Source organism: Streptomyces sp. NPDC001351 (assembly GCF_042896045.1).
Classification (GTDB): Bacteria; Actinomycetota; Actinomycetes; order Streptomycetales; family Streptomycetaceae; genus Streptomyces.
In genome coordinates, this window is record NZ_JBIAWS010000005.1 from 35,358 (window position 1) to 53,285 (window position 17,928).

A 17,928-nucleotide genomic window follows, 5' to 3' on the forward strand; every position below is an offset into this window, starting at 1 on the left:
CACTGGTCAGTTGCCGCGGGCCGCGAAAAGGTTGCCGACCATTTTCCCGGCGTCTCGCCGGCGGTTCCGGTCTTCCAAGCCGGACGGCGGCTGCGGCAGCGCACCAGAGGTACGCCACCGCAGCCGCTCGCAGATCCCGAGGGTCAGAGGGCCGTGAACGTCCACAGCAGGTTCGTACTGCTGCCGTACGTCCACTGCTTGGTGACGGAGCCCGAGGCGACGTTGCCGCCGCCGTCGAGGACCAGACCGGTGGTGCGGTTGGCGATCGAGTAGCTGCCGCCGCCCCGGTTGGTGATCTTCCACTGCTGGTTGGTGCCGCCGTTCCAGGCGGCCTGTCGGGCCGCGGAGCCGTCCGCGGTGGCGCCCCAGCCGTCGGCGACCATGCCGTTGGTGCGGTTGACCAGCTTGTAGTAGCCGCCGCCCACATCGACCGCCTGCCACTGGAGGTTGGAACTGCCGTCCCAGGTCCACTGCTTGAGGTTGGACCCGGAGGCCACGTTGCCGCCGCTGTCCAGGGCGAGACCGTCGGTGACGTTGGTGAGCCGGAAGTAGGCCGCCGGGTTGAACTGGACCCTCAGTGAGGTGATCTGGTCGTTGTTGCCGGTGGCCCGCAGATCCGGGTTGTCGGCGGTGAACGTCCAGGCGGTGCCGGTGAAGTTGTCACCGGAGTAGCCGATCACCTGGTAGCCCTGGGCCGGCCGGAGGGAGGAGATGCTGCGCGCGCCCACTCCCGCCGCGGTCAGGTCGGCCGCGGTGTAGTCGCCGAGAGCGAACGTGGCGGAGCTGCCCGTGTAGTTGACGTCCGTGAAGGCGACGGCCCCGGCGAGCGGCGTCACGGCCGGGATGGTGCCGGAGAAGGAGAGCTTCAGGACATAGGCGTTGGCGCTGTACGGCGCGGAGGACGGCAGGGTGACCGTGAGGCCGGAGGCGCTCTGGGTCGGCGTCGGCAGGTCGATGTAAGTGCCGGCTGTGGAGCCGAGAAGTTTCACCGAGGTCAGCGACGACAGGTTGATGCTGCCCGTGCCGAGTGTCTTGATCGTCAGCGAACTGCCCGGCCAGCCCAGGACGGTGGCGTACAGGATGTTGTTGTCCTTGTTGCGGGTGAAGCGGACGTCCTGCGCCGTGCCGGCCGTCGGATTGGTGAAGGCGCCGCCGCCCATCTTCGTCGGGCCCTCGCCGTACACGCTCCACGCGCGGGTCGAGTAGATCGACTCGCCGAAACGCTTCAGATGGTCGCCTATGCCGAGCAGGACGTCCTTCTGCGCCTGGGGGATGGTGCCGTCGGCCATCGGCGCGATGTTCAGCAGCATGTTGCCGTTCTTGCTGACCCGGTCGATGAACGAGTGCAGCATCTGCTGGATGCTGTAGTAGCCGATGCCCTGCGTGTAGCACCAGCTGGAGCTGGAGATGCTGTCGTCGGTCAGCCAGTACGGCGTGGTGATGTCGGCCGGACCACCGCGCTCGTAGTCGAAGACCTCGCCCTTGTTGTCGAACCCGTCCTTGTAGGTGGCGACCACCTCACGGCCCCAGCTGTTGGCCTGGTTGTAGTAGTACGACAGGAAGTTCAGGCGCTGGGTCTCGTCGACGGCGTCCAGCTTGAAGTCCTGCCACAGGATGTCGGGCTGGGCGCGGTCGATGACCTCCTTCAGCTTGTCGTACCAGAGCTGGTTCTCCGCGGCCGAGCCCAGCTGCCCGTAGAGCTTCTTCAGGCTCGGGTCCGTCTGGGCGGGGACGTACTCGTAGTAGCCGTTGAAGTGGTACGCGTGGTGCATGGCGACCAGCAGCTTGAGGCCCTTGGCGCGGATGGCCGTCGAGAACAGCTTCAGGAGGTTCAGCCCGGGGCCCTTGTTCACCGAGTTCCACTCGTTGACCTGGCTGTCCCACATGGAGAAGCCGTCATGGTGCTCGGCGACCGGGCCGGCGAACCTGGCGCCCGCGTCGACGAACAGCTGCGCCCACTCGTCGGGGTCGAAGTTCCCGCCCGCCGACTTCAGCTTCGGCGCGAACTTCACGAAGTTGCCCGCGAGGTCCTGCGCTCCGTTGATGAAGTTGTGGTAGGGCCACGCCGACGGCTGGCCGTAGGTCGCGATGTGGTGCTGGTTGGCGTTGCTGCCCGCGTTGTACATGTTGCGCGGGTACCACTCGCTGTCGTACGCGGGGACGCTGAAGACGCCCCAGTGGAAGTAGATCCCGAACTTCGCGTCCTGGAACCACTCCGGGGCCGGCGGGTGCTGGTCGACCGAGTTCCAGTCGGGCGTGTACGTGCTGGGCGCCGCCTGGGCCGTACCGGCTCCGAACACACCTCCGGCGACGGCGGCAGCGGCCACGCAGGTGGCGCCGGCCAGGAAGTGGCGTCTGCTGAGCGAACTGGACATGGAACATCCCTGGTTCAGAAGGGGACAGGGGAATGCAGCGGGCCGCTTGTTACGGATGAAGGTCCGCCATGTCTCCCGGGGATGTCAACCGGCGTGCAGGGATGAAAAGCACTGTGCAGTACGGTAGTTAGACCAAGCTGCAGCAGATTTAGTCCATTTTGCGACAGCGCAAACATGGCATGTCTGCCGGGGTCTTGCGTGTCGAGTGGGCTGACCCGGCGCTATGGATTGATGGGATGCATCTGTCGCCTCCGTGGTGCCGATCGGGCCGTCGAGATGGCTGTGACCTGGCATTTCATTTAATTGGCGACGAGGGTCTAGACAGCTCGCTGGAATCGAGCCTATAAACATCCCATCTCTACCGCGCGACGATAGTCAGGTGTCGTCGAGTCGGATCATCTCCCGCCCAGGGACGAGCGCGAGGAAGCATCGATGAGACTCAGGACCGCCCTCTGTTCAGCCGTCTCCGCCGTGTCCGCACTGGCCCTGCTCAGTGCGTGCAGCAGCGGCTCCACCACTTCGGCGTCGTCGGGCGGTAAGCCGCTGGTCGGCGTCGACTACCCGCGCTCCGACACCGACTTCTGGAACTCCTACATCAAGTACACGCCCCAGTACGGCAAGGAGCTGGGGCTGGACCTGAAGACCACCAACTCGCAGAACGACGTCGCCAAACTCACCGCCAACGCACAGACGTTCATCAGCCAGGGCGTCAAGGGCATCGCGATGGCCCCGCAGGACACCGCCGCCATCGCGCCCACCCTCGCGCAGCTGGAGGCGAAGAAGATCCCGGTCGTCACCGTCGACACCCGCCCCGACAGCGGCAAGGTGTTCATGGTCGTGCGCGCCGACAACCGGGCCTACGGCGAGAAGGCCTGCCAGTACCTGGGCACCAAGCTGGGCGGCAAGGGCAAGGTCGTCATGCTGGAGGGCGGTCTGGACTCCATCAACGGCCGTGACCGCACCGAGGCGTTCAACGACTGCATGAAGAAGAACTACCCCGGCATCAAGGTGCTCGGTGAGGCCACCAACTGGGACGGCGCGACCGCCGCGCAGAAGCTCCAGACCGACCTGACCGCAAACCCGGACATCAAGGGCGTCTACATGGAGTCCAGCTTCGCCCTGTCCGGCACGCTCCAGGTGCTCAAGCAGAAGGGCCTCCTGGTGGACCCGAAGGACAAGAAGCACGTCTTCATCGTGTCCAACGACGGCATCCCCGAGGAGCTCAAGTCCATAGCCGAGGGCAAGATCGACGCCACCGTCTCCCAGCCGGCCGACCTCTACGCCAAGTACGCCCTGTACTACCTGAAGGCGGCGATCGACGGGAAGACGTTCAAGCCGGGCAAGACCGACCACGACAGCACCATCATCCAGGTCCGCGAGGGTGTGCTGGAGGACCAGCTCTCCGCCCCGCTCGTCACCGCCGACGGCGCCACCTACGGCGGCGTGCCCAGCGTGAAGAGCGACGACAAGGCGCTGTGGGGCAACAACCTCGGCTGATCCTCCCCCGGAACACAACGGCCCACGAGAACAAGGCGGTTGAGATGAGCGACGGGGAGCGAGCAGTGACCCCCGCGCCCGCCCCGGCGGACGACGGGCGGGCCCCCGCAGCCCCGCCCGTCGTCCAGGCGACGGGCATCGTCAAACGATTCGGTCCGACGGTGGCCCTGAACGGCGCCCGGATCACCATCAGGCCCGGCGAGACCCACGCGCTCGTCGGCCGCAACGGAGCCGGCAAATCGACCCTGGTGTCGGTCCTCACCGGCCTTCAGGCCCCCGACGAGGGAACGGTGACCTTCGGCGGCGAGCCGGCCCCCCGGCTCGGCGACCGCGACGCCTGGCGCCGGCGCGTGGCCTGCGTCTACCAGAAGTCGACGATCATCCCCACGCTGACCGTCGCCGAGAACCTCTTCCTGAACCGGCACGACCACGGAGCCGGCCGACTCATCAGCTGGCAGGCCACCCGCCGCCGCGCACAGGACCTGCTGTCGGCCTGGTCGGTGAACGTCGACCCGCAGACCCCGGCCGCCGAACTGAGCGTCGAGCAGCGGCAGTTCGTCGAGATCGCCCGCGCGCTGTCCTTCGGCGCCCGTTTCATCATCCTCGACGAGCCGACCGCCCAGCTCGACGGGGCGGCCATCAACCGGCTCTTCGACCGCATCCGCGATCTGCAACGCCAGGGCGTCACCTTCCTGTTCATCAGCCACCACCTCCAGGAGGTCTACGAGATCTGCGACATGGTGACCGTGTTCCGCGACGCCCGGCACATCATCACCGCCCGGGTCGCGGACCTGCCCCGCGCCGACCTCGTCGCCGCCATGACCGGCGAGGCGGCCGCCGACCGGCGCGCGGAACGGGCCGTCACTCTCGACGCCGGCGCCACGGCCGCACTGAACGTCCGCGCGCTGCAGGGCGAGGGGTACGACGACGTCAGCTTCCGCATCGGGGCCGGCGAGATCGTCGGCCTCGCGGGGGCCGCCGGCAGCGGCCGCACCGAGGTCGCCGAGACCGTCGTAGGACTGCGGGCGGCAGCGGCGGGGGAGGTGGAGATCGCCGGGAAGCGGCCCCGGCCGGGCAGCGTGCCCGCGGCGCTCGCCGCAGGCGCCGGGTTCGTTCCCCAGGACCGCCACCACCAGGGCTTCGTTCCCGACATGTCGATCGCGGACAACGCCACGCTCTCCGTGCCGAAACGGCTCGGACAGAACGGGTTCCTGAGCCGCAGCCGCCGTGACCGGCTCGCCGAGGGCATGATCGAGAAGCTGGCGATCAAGACTCCCGGACCCGACCTGCCCGTCTCCGCGCTCTCCGGCGGCAACCAGCAGAAGGTCGTCATGGCCCGCGCCCTGGCCGACGACCCCCGGCTGCTGGTCCTGATCAACCCGACCGCGGGCGTGGACGTGCGCTCCAAGGAATTCCTCCTCGGCAAGGTCGAGGAGACTGCGCAGACCGGCACCGGAGTGCTCATCGCCTCCGACGAACTGGACGACCTGCGCATGTGCGACCGGGTCCTGGTGATGTTCCAGGGCCGTGTGACCTCAGAGATCGCCCGCGGCTGGCACGACCACGACCTCGTGGCCGCGATGGAAGGAGTGGACCTCCATGCCTGAAACCGTCCTCGCGGACACCGCCGCGGCGGGCACCCCCGAGCCCAAGGCCAAGCGGACCGCGCTGCTCGGCGGCCGGATACCCCTGGCCCGGCTGCGCGACCTCGCGCTCGTCCCGGCCATCGTGGTCATCGCGATCGTCGGACAGATCGTCAACCCGGTGTTCCTGCAGGCCGACAACCTCATCAACGTCCTGCAGACCATGTCCGAGATGGCCCTGCTGGTCCTCGCCCAGACGATGATCCTGATCGTCAAGAAGATGGACCTGTCGCTCGAGTCCACCATGGGCCTGGCACCCGGCGTCGCGGCCTGGCTGGTGGTACCGGCGGGCGCGGGCCACGGACTGGGCCTCCTCCCCGGCGCCTGGGCCATCCCCGTCACCCTCGCCACAGGTCTGCTGATCGGCGTGATCAACGCCCTGCTGATCATCCGCTTCGGCCTCAACGGCTTCATCGTCACCCTCGGCATGCTGATCGTGCTGCGCGGTGTCCTCACCGGCATCTCCGGTGGCCAGACCTTCTTCCAGCTGCCGCAGTCGATGCTCTACCTCGGCACGACCGAATGGTTCGGGATGCCCGCGTCCATCTGGGTCTGCCTGGCGTTGTTCGCCGTCGCGATCGTGGTGCTCGGCTGGACCAGCTTCGGCCGCTCCCTCTACGCCATCGGCGGCAACGTCGACGCCGCGAAGGCCGCCGGCATCCGCACCGACCGGGTGCTGTGGATCGTCATCGTCACCGGCAGCCTGCTCGCTGCCCTCGCCGGGCTGATGCTCTCCGGACGCCTGGCCTCGGTCGCCTCCGCGCAGGGCAACGGCTACATCTTCACCGTGTTCGCCGCCGCGGTCATCGGCGGGATCAGCCTCAACGGCGGCAAGGGCACCATGTTCGGGGCCTTCTGCGGCATCCTGCTGCTCTTCATGATCCAGAACGTGCTCACGCTGGCGGGTGTCCCCGCGCAGTGGATCGGCGCCCTCAACGGCCTGATCATCCTGGTCGCCCTGGCCATCTCACGCATCACCGGCGGCAAGGTCCAGGAGTGAACCGGGCGGCCCTCCGGCCGCCCGGCACCCTCCGCCGCACCGCCATCTCGTCGCACGGGGCCGTACCGCCCCTGCTCTCACAGGAGTTGCCGCCATGTCATCCGCCCCGTCCGCTTCCCCGGCCTCTGCCCGTATCACCGCCCTGGACGTGCTGGACGTGCGTTTCCCGACGTCCGAGCACCTGGACGGGTCGGACGCGATGAACCCCGAACCCGACTACTCCGCCGCCTACGTCGTCCTGCGCACCGACGCCTCCGACGGTCTGGAGGGCCATGCGCTGGCCTTCACCACCGGCCGCGGCAACGACGTACAGGCCGCCGCCATCGCGGCCCTCGCCCCGCACGTGGTCGGCCTGTCCGTCGAGGAGGTCTGCGGCGACCTCGGCGCGTTCTCCCGCTCCCTCGTCCACGACCCCCAACTGCGCTGGCTCGGCCCGGAGAAGGGCGCCATCCACATGGCCACCGGCGCGGTCGTCAACGCCGCCTGGGACCTGGCCGCCAAGCGCGCCGGCAAGCCCGTGTGGCGCTTCCTCGGCGAGATGTCCCCCGAGGAACTGGTCGCGCAGGTCGACTTCCGCTGGCTCTCCGACGCCCTCACCCCCGAGGAGGCCCTCGAGATCCTGCGCCGCGCCGAGCCGGGGCGCGAACAGCGCATCGGCCGTCTCCTCGACCGGGGCTACCCCGCCTACACCACCACCCCCGGCTGGCTCGGCTACTCCGACGAGAAGCTGGCCCGCCTGTCCCGCGAGGCCGTCGCCGACGGCTTCACCCAGATCAAGCTGAAGGTCGGCGCGGACCTTCAGGACGACATCCGGCGCATGCGCGTCGCCCGCGAGACCGTCGGCCCGGACATCCGTATCGCCGTCGACGCCAACCAGCGATGGGACGTCCAGCCCGCCATCGACTGGATGCGGGACCTGGCCCCGTACGACCCGTACTGGATCGAGGAGCCCACCTCCCCGGACGACATCCTCGGCCATGCCACGGTCCGCGAGGCGGTCACCCCCATCAAGGTCGCCACCGGTGAGCACATCGCCAACCGGGTCGTCTTCAAGCAGCTCCTGCAGGCCCGCGCGGTGGACATCGTGCAGATCGACTCCGCGCGGGTCGGCGGCGTGGGCGAGAACATCGCCATCCTGCTGCTCGCCGCGAAGTTCGGCGTGCCCGTCTGCCCCCACGCGGGCGGCGTGGGCCTGTGCGAGATGGTGCAGCACCTTTCGATGTTCGACTACGTCGCCGTCTCCGGCACCACCGAGGACCGCGTCATCGAGTACGTCGACCACCTGCACGAGCACTTCGTCGACCCGGTACGGATCGCCGACGGCCACTACCTTGCGCCGACCCTGCCGGGGCTGAGCGCGCAGATGCACGCCGAGTCCCTCAAGGAGTACGCCTACCCCGACGGCCCCGTCTGGACCGCCCGTGCCTGACGCACCGGCCCTCGTCGACGGCCACCACCACGTGTGGGACCTGCACCTCAGGCCGCAGCCCTGGCTGGACGAGCCCGGTCACGAGCCGATCCGCCGCAACTTCAGCTCGCACGCCCTGCGCTCGGCCGCGACCCGGCCGATCGCCGGACGGCGACTGACGAGCACGGTGGTCGTCCAGTGCATCGCCTCCGTGCCCGAGACCCGCGACCTCCTCGCGCTGGCCGACAGTGACCCGCTGATCGGCGCCGTGGTCGGCTGGGCGGACCTGACGTCCCCCGCGATCGGCGACGTACTCGACGACCTGCGGGCCGGGCCCGCAGGCCGCTACCTGCGCGCCGTACGGCACGTCGTGCAGGGCGAGCCGGATCCGCAGTGGCTGCAACGGCCGGACGTGGAAAGGGGGTTGCGAGCGGTGGGGGAGCGGGGCCTCGGATACGACGTGCTGGTGAGCAGCCGGCAGCTCCCGCAGGCCATCCGCCTCGCGGAACGGCTGCCGGAGCTGCCGCTCGTCCTGGACCACGCGGGCAAGCCCTCCGTCGCGCGGGGCGAACTGACCGACTGGGCACGGCAGGTGCGGCTGCTGGCCCGGCATCCCCAGGTCCACTGCAAGGTGTCGGGTCTGGCCACGGAGGCCGACCACGAGAAGTGGACCATCGACGACATCCGCCCGGTGTGGGACGTCCTGCTCTCCGCCTTCGGGCCCGACCGGCTGATGTTCGGCTCCGACTGGCCCGTCTGCGTCCTCGCCGGCGGCTGGAACCGCTGGGCCGCCACCGTCGAGGAACTCCTGGACGACTGCTCCGCCACGGAGACCCAGGCGGTGCTCGCCGGCACCGCGACCGCCTTCTACCACCTGACCCCCACCCCCACCCCCACCCCGACGAACGAGGGGACGCCGTGCTCCTGACCGAACTGCTGCACCCCGGCATCCTCGAATCCCTGGCCGGAGCCGGCCACGGCGCCCGCGTGCTGCTCGCCGACGGCCACTACCCGGCGAGCACCGCCACCGGAGAGCGCGCCAGAACCGTCCACCTCAACCTCGCCCCCGGCCTGCTCGACGTCACCACCGTGCTCGACGTCCTGCTGCGCGCCCTGCCCGTCGAGGCGGCGCACGTGATGGTGCCACCCGAGGGCGAACCGGAGCCGCCCGCCATCGCCGAGTACCGCTCGATGCTGGCGCCCCTCCCGGTCGACGCGCTCGGCCGCTTCGAGTTCTACGACGCCGCCCGCGCACCCGACCTGGCACTGGCGATCGTCACCGCCGACACCCGCACCTACGCCAACCTGCTGCTGACCATCGGCGTCCGCGCTGAAGGGACCCTGACCACACGATGACACTCGCCGTCCGTTACACGTCCGCCCGCACCCTGGACACCGCGCCCGCACTCAGTGCGCCGCCCGGTCCCGGCGAGGTGGAACTCGCCCCCGCCTTTGTCGGTATCTGCGGCACCGATCTGCACATCTTCCACGGCGACATGGATGCCCGGGTGGCCGCGCCCGCCGTCCTGGGACACGAGATGTCCGGCCGCGTCGTACGCGTCGGCCCGGACGTCGAGGGCTGGCAGCCCGGCGACGCGGTCACTGTGATGCCGCTGCGCTGGGACGACACCTGCCCGGCCTGCCAAGCGGGCCATCAGCACATCTGCCAGCACCTGGACTTCATCGGCATCGACTCGCCGGGTGCGATGCAGCAGCGCTGGACCGTGCCCGCCTCGACCCTGATCCGGCTGCCCGCCGCCCTGCCCCTGGACCGGGCCGCGCTCGTCGAGCCGACGGCGGTGGCCGTGCATGATGTGGGCCGGGCCGGCGTGCGCGAGGGCGAGCGCGTCGTGGTGGTCGGCGGCGGGCCGGTCGGCATCCTCATCGCGCTGGTCGCCCGCGCCGCCGGCGCGGAGGTGCGGGTGGTGGAGCTGAACCCGCACCGGCGGCTGCTCGCCGAGGAGCTGGGGCTGACGGCCTGGAACCCGGCCGACGAGGACGTGCCGGAGCTGGTGCGGGAGTGGAGCGGGGAGGCGGGCGCGGACGTCGCCTTCGAGGTGTCCGGCGCGGCGGGCGGCGTCGACACGGCGGTCGACGTGCTGGGAGTGCGCGGCCGGCTCTGCCTGGTCGCGATCCACCCCCGCCCCCGCGAGGTGAACCTGCACCGCTTCTTCTGGCGCGAACTCACCCTCGTGGGTGCCCGGTTGTACGACCGCTCCGACTTCGAGAAGGCGGTCGCCCTGGTCGCGGACGGCACCATCCCGGCCGAGCGGCTGATCAGCAAGGTCGTGCCCCTCACCCAGGCACCGGCCGCCTTCGAGGCCCTGGAGGGCGGCGGCGACGTGATGAAGATCCTCGTGGACTGCACCGACGACGCCCCGCTCGGGGAAGAGGGAGCCGCCGTATGACCGCCTTCGACCTGACCGGCAAGCTCGCCGTCGTCACCGGCGCCCGGCGCGGCATCGGCCGGGCCATGGCCCGCGCGCTCGCCGAGGCCGGCGCGGATGTCATCGGGGTGAGCGCCTCCCTGGAGGAATCCGGCAGCGCGGTGGAGAAGGACGTCACCGCCGCGGGCCGTACCTTCGAGGCGATCCGCACGGACTTCGCCGACCCCGCCGCCGTGCGGGCCCTGGGCGCGGATCTTGCCGGGCGGGAGCGTCCGGTGGACATCCTGGTCAACAACGCGGGCACGATCCGCCGCGCCCCGGCCGCCGAACACAGTGACGCGGACTGGGAGTTGGTGCTCCAGGTCAACCTGAACGCGCAGTTCGCGCTGACCCGGGCCGTGGGCGCGGCGATGGTCGCCCGCGGCGCGGGGAAGGTCGTCTTCACCGCGTCGCTGCTGAGTTTCCAGGGCGGTATCACGGTGCCCGGCTACACCGCTGCCAAGCACGGCATTGCCGGTCTGACCAAGGCGCTGGCCAACGAGTGGGCTGCTCACGGTGTGAACGTCAACGCGATCGCACCGGGCTACATCGCCACCGACAACACCCAGGCCCTGCAGGACGACCCGGTGCGCAGCAGGGCGATCCTGGACCGCATCCCGGCCGGACGCTGGGGCAACGCCGACGACCTGGCGGGCGCCACGGTGTTCCTCGCCTCTGATGCGGCCGCCTACGTGCACGGCGTGGTCCTGCCCGTGGACGGCGGATGGCTGGGCCGATGAGCGGCACATCCCTGGCCTCGGTACTGGGCGATGCCCGCCTGATGCCGGTGCTGACCGTGCCGTCCACGGCGAGTGCCGGCCCGCTGGCCGAGGCGCTCGCGGCGGGCGGCGCCCGCTGCGCGGAGGTCACCTTCCGCACCCCGGACGCCGAGCAGGTGCTCAAGACGATGGCCGCCCACGGCGGGCTCACCGTCGGCGCCGGCACGGTCCTCACCCCCGAGCAGGCGGAACGGGCCGTCGCGGCTGGGGCCCGCTTCGTCGTCTCGCCGGGCTTCGACGACGAGGTCGTGGCCAAGTGCCGTGAGCTGGGGGTGCCCGTGGTGCCCGGTATCGCCACCGCCACCGAGTTGATGCGTGCCCTGAAGGCGGGCCTGGACACGGTCAAGCTGTTCCCCGCCGAGCCGCTCGGCGGCCTGCGGACACTGCGCGCCCTGGCGGCCCCGTTTCCCGGGGTGCGGTTCGTGCCGACGGGCGGGATCGACGCATACCGCATGGCCGCCTACCTGGCCGACCCGGCGGTCCTCGCGGTCGGCGGCAGCTGGATGGCCACCCCGGCCCTTCTCCAGAGCGGTGACTACGAGGAGATCCGCCGGCTGACCGCCGACGCGGTCGAAAGGAGCAGGACGTGACCGACGTGGTGGCCCTCGGGGAGGTCATGCTGCGCTTCGATCCGGGCGAGGGACGCATCCGCACCGCCCGCACCTTCCAGGTCTGGGAGGGCGGCGGCGAGTACAACGTCGTGCGCGGACTGCGCCGCTGCTTCGGCCTGCGCACCGCCGTGGTGACCGCGCTCGCCGACAATGCGGTGGGCCGGCTGGTGGAGGACTTGATCCTGCAGGGCGGCGTGGACACCTCGCTGATCCGCTGGGTGGCGGACGACGGCATCGGCCGCAGTGCCCGCAACGGCCTGAACTTCGTCGAACGCGGCTACGGCATCCGCGGTGCGCTGGGTGTCAGCGACCGCGCCCACACGGCCGTCTCCCAGTTGCGCAAGGGTGACGTGGACTGGGACACGGTGTTCTCGGCCGGGGCGCGCTGGTTCCACACCGGCGGGATCTTCGCGGGCCTGTCCGACACCACGGTCGACGTCGCCGACGAGGCGATGGCGGCGGCCCGCCGTCACGGGGTCACCGTCTCCTACGACCCCAACTACCGCCCCAGCCTCTGGGCCGGCCGGGGCGGCGCCGAACGGGCCCGGGAGGTCGACCTGCGGCTCGCCCGCCACGCCGACGTGGTCGTGGGCGCACTGGGCCTGGCGGGCGAGCATCCGGGCGCCGTGCGTTTCCGGGCGCACGAGGTGCAGGACGCGCTCGCCGCCGTGGCCGACCTGCTGCCCGATGCCAGGGTCCTCGCGACGACCCTGCGCGAGGTGCCCTCGGCCGGCGTCAACGACTGGTCCTCGGCCGCCTGGTCCGCCGAAACGGGCCACGTCACCGGCCCGCGGATGCCCGGCCTGCACGTCCTGGACCGCATCGGCTCCGGCGACGCCTTCGCCGCCGGACTCATCCACGGTCTGCTCACCGACACCGGTCTGGAACGTGCCCTCGCCTACGGCACCGCCCACGGCGCCCTGGTCATGACCACACCTGGCGATGTCTCGATGGCCACCCTCGCCGAGGTCGAGGCACTCGTCGCGGGCGCATCGGCCCACGTCCGACGCTGACCGGCCTCCTCCACCCCTGTCCCCAGGAGCACGTCTTGCACCAGCGGAAGATCCAGAACACGCCGGTCACCGTCACCGACCTCGGCTTCGGGGCCTCCGTGATCGGCAACCTCTACCGCGTCACCCCGGCCGACGAGGCGACAGCCGCCGTCGACGCGGCCTGGCAGGCGGGCATCCGCTACTTCGACACCGCGCCGCACTACGGCCTCGGCCTCTCCGAACGCCGGCTCGGTGCCGCCCTGCGCGACCGGCCGCGCGAGGAGTACGTCATCTCCTCCAAGGTGGGCCGCCTCCTCGTCCCCAACGAACACCCACGGGGCGTCGACACCGAAGGCTTCGTCGTACGGGACGACCTGCGAAGGCAGTGGGACTTCAGCCGCGACGGCGTACTGCGCTCCATCGAGGACACGCTTGAGCGCACCGGCCTGGACCGCCTGGACATCGTCTACCTCCACGACCCGGACGAGCACTGGCGCCAGGCCGCCGAGGAGGCCATGCCCACCCTCGCCGAACTGCGCGACCAGGGCGTGATCGGCGCGATCGGCGCCGGCATGAACCAGTCCGCCATGCTCGCCCGCTTCCTGCGCGAGACCGCCGCGGACGTGGTGATGCTCGCCGGCCGCTACACACTCCTCGACCAGTCCGCGCTGGACGACGTCCTGCCCGCCGCACTCGAACTCGGCAAGAGCGTGGTGGCGGTCGGTGTCTTCAACTCCGGACTGCTCTCCTGCGACCGCCCCGCCGAGGGCATGAAGTACGACTACCAGAACGCCCCACCCGCTCTGATCGCCCGCGCCCGGGCGATCGCCGACGTCTGCGAGGCGCACGGGACCACCCTGCCCGCCGCCGCGATCGCCTTCCCGCACACGCATCCCAGTATCATCAACGTCACCCTCGGCATGCGGACTGCGGAACAGGTCGGACGAAACGTGCAACTCCATGATCAGCGCGTCCCGGACGCCCTCTGGGACGAACTCCGCGCTCAGGGGCTGATCAGGTCGGACGTGCTCGCGGGGCGCGGTGGCGGGAGGGATGCGCGGTGTCTCTGACGGACAAGGCCATCGAGCAGATCCGGGAGCTGATCCGCACCGGCGCGCTGCCGCCGGGCTCGAAGCTCCCGCCGGAGCCGGACCTGGCCGCCCAGCTGGGGCTGTCCCGCAACCTCGCCCGCGAAGCGGTCAAGGCACTGGCCGTCGCCCGCGTCCTGGAGGTCCGGCGCGGCGACGGCACCTATGTGACCAGCCTGCAGCCGAGCCTGCTCCTGGAGGGGCTCGGCGGCGCGGTGGAACTGCTGCAGGGGGACTCGGTCGCCCTGCAGGACCTCATGGAGGTACGGCGGCTCCTCGAACCGCTCGCCACGGCCCTTGCCGCCACCCGGATCTCCGACGATCAACTGACCGAAGTCAAACGGCACTTGGACGCGATGCGGGAGGCCCGCGACGACGTCGAGCAGCTCAACGCCCACGACGCCGCCTTCCACCGGGCCGTCGTCGCGGCCACGGGCAACGAGACCCTCCTCACCCTCCTGGAAGGGATCTCCGGCCGCACCCTGCGCGCCCGCATCTGGCGCGGTCTGGTCGACGACAAGGCCGCGGGCCGCACCCTCGCCGAACACGAGGCGATCTTCAACGCCCTGTCCACCCGCGACGCGGCCCTCAGCCAGGCCGCCGCACTGCTCCACGTGAGCAACACCGAGCAGTGGCTACGGGAACATCTTCGCTCGAGCGAATGAGTACGACTCATGTGCGAGACGGTCTCGTCTGCCGTCTCGGAGAGCATCGGACGACATCTACATCGACCCTGTGGGCGGCAGTGACAGCACCCCGGGAACCAGTTCCGGCGCCGCCTTCAAGCCGATCTTCCGGCGTCAGTCGCGCCGCTCGTCACAGGGGCCGCAGACGGTAGGCGGCGGTCGCCGTGCCGCCGAGGAGGGCCTGGAGGTCGTGCTCGGAACAGCCGGCGAGCAGTTCGTCCACCGTGGCGGCCCAGCGGTTCCAGCCGCCCGCCAGGTTGGCGACCGGCCAGTCCGAGCCGAACATCAACCGCTCGGGGCCGAAGGAGGTGAGCAGGACCTCCCAGACGGGCCGGATGTCGGCTGTCGTCCAGGTGGCATGGTCGGCCTCCGTGATCAGTCCCGACACCTTGCAGAACACCTGGGGATGGTCGGCCAGCCGCCGTATCCGCCGTTCCCAGTCCGCCAGTTCGCGCCGGGCGATGCACGGTTTGCCTGCGTGATTGAGTACTTGGGGGAGGCCGGGGAAGCGCTCGGCCAGTCGTATCGCCTGGTCCAGTTGGTGGTCGCGCACCAGGACGTCGTAGCTGAGCCCTCGATCGAGGACCGCCGTCAGTCCGCGTTCGACCTCGGGGTGCTGCAGCCACCGCGGGTCCGTCTCGCCCTGGACGAGGTGGCGCAGGGATCGCAGATATGTGCCGCCCGGGCCGGCGAGGAGCCTGTCGAGGACGTCGCCGATGGCCGGGGACCGCAGGTCGGCCCATCCGACCACCGCGCCGATCAGCGGTTCCTGGTCCGCGAGGGCGAGCAGGTCCTCGGTCTCGGACAGGTCCGCCATGCACTGCACCACCACCGTGCTGTGCAGTCGGCGGCCGGCGATCGGGTGGGTGGCGGCGGACCGGAGGTCGTCCGGGGTGAACGTGCGGTGGATCGATTCCAGGGCGGGGTCGTCGAGCCAGGGCTGCGGGCGCTGGTCGAGGTTCCACAGGTGGTGGTGGGCGTCCACGAGTGCGGGGGTGGGAGGTGTGGGCACTGGAGGTTCCATGTCGGGTCGGTGTGCTTGCGCGGTCAGGTGCCGGCCTTGTCGTCGGGTGTGTTCAGGTGCCAGATCTCGGGGAGCTCGGTCCACTGGCGTCCCTCGCCCCGGTCGGGGAAGGGTTCCTGGCACGGGTCGGTGAGCTTCCACCACCGCTGGGTCTCGGGGTCGGCCTCGATGGACGCCATGTCCGCCTCGAAGTCGTCCCCGATGTACTCCATGTAGGCGAAGAGCACGTCACCGTGGAGGTAGATGCTGTAGTTGCGGATATTCGCCCGGTGCAGGGCGGCTTCGACGCCGGGCCAGACCGCGGAGTGGAGCCGGAGGTACTCCTCGCGGTGCTCGGGGCGGAGCCTGATGGTCTGGGCGATGCGCTTCATGCCGATTCCCCTGTCGTGTCGGTGGAGTTGGTCTGCTCGGCAGCGGTGCCGAACGGCGTGCGATAGCTGGGAGTACGGGTGCGCAGCCCCAGCCGCAGGGTGAGCCGGATGCGCGTGGAGGCGGGCAGACGAACCGTCAGATATGGGCTGTCACATGGGACTTCGACCTCCGAGACCACCGGCTCGGTGTGGCCGTAGTCGTACATGTCCCCGATCCAGCCGTCGTCCGTGCAGGTCGTGTAGCGAACGCCGGTGATGGTGTGTTCGGCGAACGCGCCCGCCTGGACGATGACCACGCGGTCCGCTTCGGGGGCGAGGTTGACCAGTTCGACGGTGGTCGCCTCGGGGTCGATGGAGGTGACCAGGGCGGCCACGTCCGGGGGCAGGCCGGCGCGGCGGGCCTCGGCATCGTGGTAGCGCAGCCGTGTCTGCTGCAGGCCCCCGTTGTACAGGACCTGCGGGCCGCCCCAGGTCAGCTGCACGAGAGCCTCGGTGACCACGGGGTTTGACTGCTGCCAGACGTGGATGTCGGCCTCGGGCACGTCCAGGTCGCGGTAGCGGTCGATGCGCCGCAGCCGGTGGCGTACCTGGGCCTGCGCGGCGGCGAGGATGCGCTCGGGGTAGCCGGGGTCGTCGCCGGCGAGGAAGGCGAACCAGGCCTTCTCGTGCCCGGATTCCTCCTTGGCGCGAAAGGGCCGTAGGGTGCGCCAGTCGATGCCGCTCGCCTCCCGGAGCCCCTCGAGACGGGCGCGGTCGGCAGCCGAGGCCGTGTGGTGCCACAGGGCCACCGGTACGGGCAGGGTGACCGGGTTGTAGTCGAACCACCCCGAGTCGTTGTGGCGGAAGGGCAGGTGCAGTGTGGGCGTGTTCATGTCCGGGCCGAGCTCGACCGCCCACTTGGAGGGCAGGCTGGAGTCCGCCTCGGTGTGGGGCAGCACCTTGCCGTGGCCGATGAGGGTGTCCAGCGAGGTCGCGACCATGGAGAGGTAGTCGTCGTCTCCGGTCGCGGTCGCCGCGGCGAGCGCCGCGACACAGGCCGCGTGGCCGAGGCTGTGCCAGCCGTGCGGCCAGGACCAGCCGTAGTGACCGCCGTACCAGCGGCCTTCCAGAAGACTTCCGACGACGCCGTCCGGGCCGACGTTGTCGGGCATGAGACCACCGAGTGCCTGAGTCCGCTCCCGCCACGCGCCCACGTACTCGACGATCCAGTCCCGGTAGCGCTCGTCGCCCGACAGGATCCAGGCATTGAGGACCAGCCCGGCCGCGGCGAGGTTGACCGCCGTGTCGCCGACGCCCATCCGGTCGCGCATCTGGTCGCCGAGCCGCGGGTCCGCGGACAGCGGGAAGGGGCCGTCCGCGGCCTCGGGGATCCAGTCGAGGGGGAAGCCGTAGGTCTCCGCTTCCTTGAGCAGCCACGGGTAGACGTCCCCGTCGAACAGGCCGGTGCGGTCGGGGTCGCTGCCGTTGTGCGGGCGGGTGATGATGCGGTGCTCGGGGTCGTAGTTGCCCTTGGCGGGGTCGACGTACAACTCGGCGAAGCGCAGGGCACGTTCGGACCAGCGGTCGGGGGCGGCCATGCACAGGAAGTACAGCAGGAGCAGGCTCTCGCCCTGGTGGAACCAGTCGTAGCCGCGCTCGTACTCGTCGCGCAGCATGTCCAGTTCGGTGAGCTGCCTGGTCACGCCCTCCCAGTGCTTCTCGCTGGCGGGCAGGAGGTCGTCGGCGCCACCGAGGAGATAGAGCTGGGGCCAGTTGAAGAAGACCTCGTAGAAGTCGTCGACACCGTCGCGGGTGGTCAGGCGGCCGTTGTAGTTCAGCCGTCCGTCGGGGCCGGTGAAGTCGCGTTCGAAGCGGCGCCAGGCGTGGTCGAGCAGGTCGAACAGGGAGCGCTGGGCGACGGCCCAGCCCGGTGGTTCCAGCAGCGGCACCGCGGCCTGGATGGCGGGTGGGGTGACCGGGTGGGCGTGGTGCTGGGCGTCGTCGTCCGCAGTGTGGTCGGCGGGGCTCAGGGGCATGAAATGGGTCTCC

At 70.4% G+C, this 17,928-nt stretch carries 16 protein-coding genes; 12 read left to right on the plus strand and 4 right to left on the minus strand.

Annotated features, from left to right (window positions below; all coding sequences use genetic code 11):
- Nucleotides 1-143: 143 nt before the first annotated feature.
- Nucleotides 144-2,375, minus strand: a complete 2,232-nt coding sequence (locus ACFY1U_RS19055; protein ID WP_390695265.1) for an alpha-L-fucosidase — start codon at nt 2,373-2,375, stop codon at nt 144-146.
- 432 nt (nt 2,376-2,807) lie between these two features.
- Here ACFY1U_RS19055 and ACFY1U_RS19060 point away from each other — a divergent pair, with 432 nt between their 5' ends.
- The 12 genes from ACFY1U_RS19060 to ACFY1U_RS19115 all read left to right on the plus strand — a co-directional run bounded on the left by ACFY1U_RS19060 (nt 2,808) and on the right by ACFY1U_RS19115 (nt 14,484).
- A complete protein-coding gene (locus ACFY1U_RS19060) occupies nt 2,808-3,872 on the plus strand; it encodes a sugar ABC transporter substrate-binding protein (protein WP_390695266.1) in 1,065 nt (354 codons plus the stop codon).
- Nucleotides 3,873-3,916: 44 nt separating this feature from the next.
- The gene (locus tag ACFY1U_RS19065; protein ID WP_390695267.1) at nt 3,917-5,479 is read left to right on the plus strand and encodes a sugar ABC transporter ATP-binding protein; all 1,563 of its coding nucleotides are present in this window, start codon (nt 3,917-3,919) and stop codon (nt 5,477-5,479) included.
- Nucleotides 5,472-6,515 (plus strand): ABC transporter permease, encoded by a 1,044-nt coding sequence (locus ACFY1U_RS19070; RefSeq protein ID WP_390695268.1) that lies wholly within the window; start codon nt 5,472-5,474, stop codon nt 6,513-6,515. The genes ACFY1U_RS19065 and ACFY1U_RS19070 overlap by 8 nt, the downstream gene beginning before the upstream one ends.
- Before the next feature lie 94 nt (nt 6,516-6,609).
- Nucleotides 6,610-7,944: an L-fuconate dehydratase gene (locus ACFY1U_RS19075; RefSeq protein WP_390695269.1), complete on the plus strand. Its 1,335-nt coding sequence runs from the start codon at nt 6,610-6,612 to the stop codon at nt 7,942-7,944.
- Nucleotides 7,937-8,851 (plus strand): amidohydrolase family protein, encoded by a 915-nt coding sequence (locus ACFY1U_RS19080; protein WP_390695270.1) that lies wholly within the window; start codon nt 7,937-7,939, stop codon nt 8,849-8,851. The genes ACFY1U_RS19075 and ACFY1U_RS19080 overlap by 8 nt, the downstream gene beginning before the upstream one ends.
- Nucleotides 8,842-9,279, plus strand: coding sequence for an RbsD/FucU domain-containing protein (locus ACFY1U_RS19085; protein WP_390695271.1), 438 nt, complete (start codon nt 8,842-8,844; stop codon nt 9,277-9,279). The genes ACFY1U_RS19080 and ACFY1U_RS19085 overlap by 10 nt, the downstream gene beginning before the upstream one ends.
- Nucleotides 9,276-10,331, plus strand: a complete 1,056-nt coding sequence (locus ACFY1U_RS19090) for a zinc-binding dehydrogenase (RefSeq protein ID WP_390695272.1) — start codon at nt 9,276-9,278, stop codon at nt 10,329-10,331. The genes ACFY1U_RS19085 and ACFY1U_RS19090 overlap by 4 nt, the downstream gene beginning before the upstream one ends.
- Nucleotides 10,328-11,089 carry an SDR family NAD(P)-dependent oxidoreductase gene (locus ACFY1U_RS19095; protein WP_390695273.1) on the plus strand — a complete coding sequence of 254 codons (762 nt, stop codon included), beginning with the start codon at nt 10,328-10,330 and terminating at the stop codon, nt 11,087-11,089. Before ACFY1U_RS19090 ends, ACFY1U_RS19095 begins: the two co-directional genes overlap by 4 nt.
- Nucleotides 11,086-11,718, plus strand: a complete 633-nt coding sequence (locus ACFY1U_RS19100) for a bifunctional 4-hydroxy-2-oxoglutarate aldolase/2-dehydro-3-deoxy-phosphogluconate aldolase (RefSeq protein ID WP_390695274.1) — start codon at nt 11,086-11,088, stop codon at nt 11,716-11,718. Before ACFY1U_RS19095 ends, ACFY1U_RS19100 begins: the two co-directional genes overlap by 4 nt.
- Complete coding sequence (locus tag ACFY1U_RS19105) at nt 11,715-12,752, plus strand: PfkB family carbohydrate kinase (RefSeq protein ID WP_390695275.1); 1,038 nt, start codon at nt 11,715-11,717, stop codon at nt 12,750-12,752. Before ACFY1U_RS19100 ends, ACFY1U_RS19105 begins: the two co-directional genes overlap by 4 nt.
- A 35-nt stretch (nt 12,753-12,787) precedes the next feature.
- On the plus strand, nt 12,788-13,801 hold the full coding sequence (locus ACFY1U_RS19110; RefSeq protein WP_390695276.1) for an aldo/keto reductase: 1,014 nt from the start codon (nt 12,788-12,790) through the stop codon (nt 13,799-13,801).
- The gene (locus tag ACFY1U_RS19115) at nt 13,792-14,484 is read left to right on the plus strand and encodes a FadR/GntR family transcriptional regulator (RefSeq protein ID WP_390695277.1); all 693 of its coding nucleotides are present in this window, start codon (nt 13,792-13,794) and stop codon (nt 14,482-14,484) included. Before ACFY1U_RS19110 ends, ACFY1U_RS19115 begins: the two co-directional genes overlap by 10 nt.
- Before the next feature lie 151 nt (nt 14,485-14,635).
- Here ACFY1U_RS19115 and ACFY1U_RS19120 read toward each other — a convergent pair whose 3' ends face one another.
- Genes ACFY1U_RS19120 through ACFY1U_RS19130 form a run of 3 tightly spaced genes read right to left on the minus strand, consistent with a single transcriptional unit; the run spans nt 14,636 to nt 17,915 of the window.
- Complete coding sequence (locus tag ACFY1U_RS19120) at nt 14,636-15,517, minus strand: amidohydrolase family protein (RefSeq protein ID WP_390695278.1); 882 nt, start codon at nt 15,515-15,517, stop codon at nt 14,636-14,638.
- 35 nt (nt 15,518-15,552) lie between these two features.
- Entirely contained in the window at nt 15,553-15,900 is a 348-nt protein-coding gene (locus tag ACFY1U_RS19125) for an L-rhamnose mutarotase (RefSeq protein WP_390695279.1), read from the minus strand.
- Nucleotides 15,897-17,915 carry a hypothetical protein gene (locus ACFY1U_RS19130; RefSeq protein WP_390695280.1) on the minus strand — a complete coding sequence of 673 codons (2,019 nt, stop codon included), beginning with the start codon at nt 17,913-17,915 and terminating at the stop codon, nt 15,897-15,899. The genes ACFY1U_RS19125 and ACFY1U_RS19130 overlap by 4 nt, the downstream gene beginning before the upstream one ends.
- Nucleotides 17,916-17,928 lie beyond the last annotated feature (13 nt).

Bases quoted from the DNA above. Each gene is read 5' to 3' on its own strand.
- ACFY1U_RS19055 (WP_390695265.1), bottom strand. From the start codon at position 2,375: ATGTCCAGTTCGCTCAGCAGACGCCACTTCCTGGCCGGCGCCACCTGC.
- ACFY1U_RS19060 (WP_390695266.1), top strand. From the start codon at position 2,808: ATGAGACTCAGGACCGCCCTCTGTTCAGCCGTCTCCGCCGTGTCCGCA.
- ACFY1U_RS19065 (WP_390695267.1), top strand. From the start codon at position 3,917: ATGAGCGACGGGGAGCGAGCAGTGACCCCCGCGCCCGCCCCGGCGGAC.
- ACFY1U_RS19070 (WP_390695268.1), top strand. From the start codon at position 5,472: ATGCCTGAAACCGTCCTCGCGGACACCGCCGCGGCGGGCACCCCCGAG.
- ACFY1U_RS19075 (WP_390695269.1), top strand. From the start codon at position 6,610: ATGTCATCCGCCCCGTCCGCTTCCCCGGCCTCTGCCCGTATCACCGCC.
- ACFY1U_RS19090 (WP_390695272.1), top strand. From the start codon at position 9,276: ATGACACTCGCCGTCCGTTACACGTCCGCCCGCACCCTGGACACCGCG.
- ACFY1U_RS19095 (WP_390695273.1), top strand. From the start codon at position 10,328: ATGACCGCCTTCGACCTGACCGGCAAGCTCGCCGTCGTCACCGGCGCC.
- ACFY1U_RS19100 (WP_390695274.1), top strand. From the start codon at position 11,086: ATGAGCGGCACATCCCTGGCCTCGGTACTGGGCGATGCCCGCCTGATG.
- ACFY1U_RS19125 (WP_390695279.1), bottom strand. From the start codon at position 15,900: ATGAAGCGCATCGCCCAGACCATCAGGCTCCGCCCCGAGCACCGCGAG.
- ACFY1U_RS19130 (WP_390695280.1), bottom strand. From the start codon at position 17,915: ATGCCCCTGAGCCCCGCCGACCACACTGCGGACGACGACGCCCAGCAC.